The following is a 3343-nucleotide window of genomic DNA, read 5'->3' as shown; positions in this document are numbered from 1 at the left end:
CCGGCGTGGCGGCTGGGATCACGGCGGCCGGCGTGGCGGCTGGGATCACGGCGGCCGGCGTGGCGGCTGGGATCACGGCGGCCGGCGTGGCGGCTGGGATCACGGCGGCTGGCGTGGCGGCTGGGATCACGGCGGCTGGCGTGGCGGCTGGGATCACGGCGGCTGGCACCACTGAGGTATTCCGAGGAGCGCCGCCCGCAGGGAGGACCTGCGGGCAGCGCTGGGAAGAACCACCATGCGATCGACACCGCGCCGATGGCTGCTCGTCCTGGCCGCCGCCCACTTGCTCCTCGTGACGCTCGGGGCGGCCGGCGTGGAGCTCCGCGACGTCGGGCCCATCGGGCGGCTCCTCTACCATTACGGACTCGCCTCCGGCGCCGGATGTGGATACAACTTTTTCACGTCCAGGGATCATGGCCAGCTCGTGCTCCACGTGGACGTGATTGACGCCGAGGGCCGGCGGACCACGCGCTCCCTCGGCACGGGCGCGAGCCACGAGGCTGATCTCCGCGTCGCGCACATCGCGGGCGAGTTCGAGACCGCCGATCCCGAGCTCCGGCGCGAGCTGGCCAAGTCACTCGCCGCGAAGATGTTCGACCGGCACCCCGAGGCGCGCGAGGTCGTCGTGCGCGTCGAGTATTTCGTGGCGGTCTTGATGGCCGAGCACCGGAGCGGTCGCGAGCCACAAGTAACCCGATTCTACGATGCGAGGTTTCGGCAGCCGCCTCCGCGGCTCGAGGCACGTCATGGAAGCGCCCATCCAGGATGATTCGTCCCCGAGAGCCGGCGTGCGCCGGGCCCTCGACGTGTTCCTCTTCGCGCCGGCCACCGCAAGGCCTCTCGCTGCCTTACGGATCGGCCTCGCTTCGGTGCTCCTCGTGCAGGCGGCCGTCGTCCAAGCCGAGTTCCTCGATTGGTTCTCGCGCGATGGCCTCTTCCAGGCGGATCTGGCCCGCGCTTTCGGCCCCTTCTTCGGGCCGCGGACGGGTGATCTGCTCGCCTGGTTGTCCCCGCTCGGCATCGGAGAAGCGACGGGCCTTCGTGCGATCGGCGCCGCCTACGTCGTGGCCCTCGTCATGCTCGGTCTCGGCCTCTTCACGCGCGCGGCCGCCGCGCTCGCGTGGTTTCTCCACTGGACGCTGATGAACAGCGCCGCCCCGCTGATGTACGGGGTGGATTCGTATGCGCACATCTTTCTATTTTATGCCATCTGGGTCCCGGTCGGTCGCGCCGCTTCACTCGACGCCTTGATCTCGGGCGCCTCGCGCGCGCCCACGGCGGGGGCGCGGATCGGGCTACGGATCATGCAAATACACCTGTGCATCTCGTACTTCGCGAGCGGCGTGGAGAAGGCGACGTACATCGACTGGTGGAACGGCGAACTCATCTTCCGGGCCCTCTCGCTCCCGGATTATCGTAGGTTCGACATGTCCTGGCTCGCCCACTATCCGGCGATCTCCCAGCTCGCTTGCTGGGCCACGCTCGCCATCGAGATCGGCTATTGCGTCTTCATCTGGCCGCGACGCACGCGGAGGCTTTGGCTTCCGGCGATCCTTTCGCTTCACCTCGGGATCGCCGTCTTCCTCGGCCTCCACTTCTTCGGCGCCATCATGTGCGTGCTGAATTTCGCGCTCTTCGGGATCTCCCCCGAGCCGCGCCCCGATCAGGCCGCTTTTTTCGCCGGGACGGCGCCCGGCGAGAGCTCGACCTTGACCCAGCCGGGCATGCGCCGATCGAAGGCCTTGTAGGCGTCGATCACCGACACGAGCGGCTCCCGGTTCGTCAGGATCTTCGTGGGATCCACGACGCCGCTCGCGACGTGCTCGAGCAGCTTCGGGATGTACCGGCGGTGCGGGCAATTGCCCATGTTCACCGTGAGGTTGCGCATCATGGCCATCCCGATCGGGAACCATTTCATCTGCGGCGGATAGACGCCGACGATGGACAACGTCCCGGCCTTCGCGAGCGCCTCCACGGCCCAGGTGAGCGCCTGCGACGGGGCATCGCCCGGGTGCCAGTTGTCGCCGTCCTCGTGCGTCTTTGGCGCCACCTGCTCGAGCATTCGCTCGGCTTCTTTCTTGTCCTCGCGGCTGACCTTCGCCGGCCCCGCGTGCGGTCGGTTCGCGTCGACGCCCACGGCGTCGATCGCTCGATCCACGCCGATCCCGTCCGTGAGGCGCAGGATCGTCTCGACGGGATCCTCTTCGTTGTAATCGATCACCTCGGCGCCGAGCGCGCGCGCCATTTCGAGGCGCGAGGGGATCGTGTCGACCGCGAGGATCCGATCCGCGCCGAGCATCTGCGCGCTCACGATGGCGAAGAGCCCGACGGGGCCGCAGCCGAACACGGCCACGGTGTCGCCCGGCGTGATCTCGGCGAGCTCGGCGCCGAAATACCCCGTGGGGAAGATGTCCGAGAGCAGGATCGCCTGATCGTCGCTCACGCCGTCGGGCAGCTTGACGAGCCCCACGTTCGCGAAGGGGACGCGGGCGAACTCGGCCTGGAGCCCGTCGAACGGGCCGGTCTGGATGGGCCCGCCGAAGAAGGCCGTCCCCGCCTGCTTGCCATTCGGATTCTTGTCGCACTGCGACTGATAACCGGCCCGGCAATACGAGCAGGTGCCGCAGGCAATGGTCGAGGCGATGACGACGCGGTCGCCCTTCCGCAGGTTCCGCACGTCCTTGCCGAGTGCCTCGACGATCCCGACCCCCTCGTGCCCGAGGATCGTGCCCGGCTTCATCCCGGACATCGTCCCGCGGACGAAGTGCAAATCCGTCCCGCAGATGGCGCTCGCCGTCAGGCGGACGATGGCGTCCGTCGGCTCCTTGATCTTCGGCTCCCGCACGTCATCGAGCCGGATGTCCCCGACCCCGTGAAACACGACGGCTTTCATGCGACCTCCCCCTCGCCAGGGCCCTAACGCCGAGGGCCCGCCTTGCCCAGGGAAGAATATGCTTCGGAGCGCTCGGTGAGCTCTTCACGCGCGCGCTCGTTTGCTCTATGACGTATGCATGAGCTTCGTTGCACGGTGCGTGGGCTTGGTGGCGCTCGTGGGATGCTCGCTCGCGGGCGTGGCGCGGGCGGAGGAGGGCGCGGCCGCCGTCGCGGTCACGACGGATGCCACCGAGATTCAGCTCAAGAATGGCAGCACGATGCGCGGCACGCTCGTGACCGTCGAGCCGGGGCAACGTGTCATCGTCATCATCGCGGGGGAGCAGAGCGTCATCCCGTGGGCCGAGATCGCGAAGATCGCCGGCGGCGCGCAGGGCTCCGCCGCGCCCGCGCCCGCGCCGACGCCTGCGCCTGCGCCCGCGCCCGCGCCTGCGCCGCTCGCGCCGACGGA

General features: G+C 68.9%; 4 protein-coding genes. 3 read left to right on the top strand and 1 reads right to left on the bottom strand.

Annotation, left to right across the window (positions count from 1 at the left end):
* The first annotated feature begins 235 nt into the window (after positions 1-235).
* Complete coding sequence (locus QHF83_RS53065) at positions 236-769, top strand: hypothetical protein (RefSeq protein WP_282425840.1); 534 nt, start codon at positions 236-238, stop codon at positions 767-769.
* Entirely contained in the window at positions 747-1748 is a 1002-nt protein-coding gene (locus QHF83_RS53060) for an HTTM domain-containing protein (protein WP_282425839.1), read from the top strand. Before QHF83_RS53065 ends, QHF83_RS53060 begins: the two co-directional genes overlap by 23 nt.
* Here the strand turns inward: QHF83_RS53060 and QHF83_RS53055 are convergent.
* Positions 1664-2893: a zinc-dependent alcohol dehydrogenase gene (locus QHF83_RS53055; RefSeq protein WP_282425838.1), complete on the bottom strand. Its 1230-nt coding sequence runs from the start codon at positions 2891-2893 to the stop codon at positions 1664-1666. The genes QHF83_RS53060 and QHF83_RS53055 overlap by 85 nt on opposite strands.
* Before the next feature lie 118 nt (positions 2894-3011).
* On the opposite strand from QHF83_RS53055, the gene QHF83_RS53050 reads away from it, so the two are divergent.
* The coding region (locus tag QHF83_RS53050; protein WP_282425837.1) for a hypothetical protein at positions 3012-3343 on the top strand (332 nt) is incomplete at its 3' end.

Source organism: Polyangium sp. 15x6, assembly GCF_029960785.1.
Lineage (GTDB): Bacteria > Myxococcota_A > Polyangia > Polyangiales > Polyangiaceae > Polyangium.
This window is presented reverse-complemented; position numbering and strand designations above follow the sequence as displayed.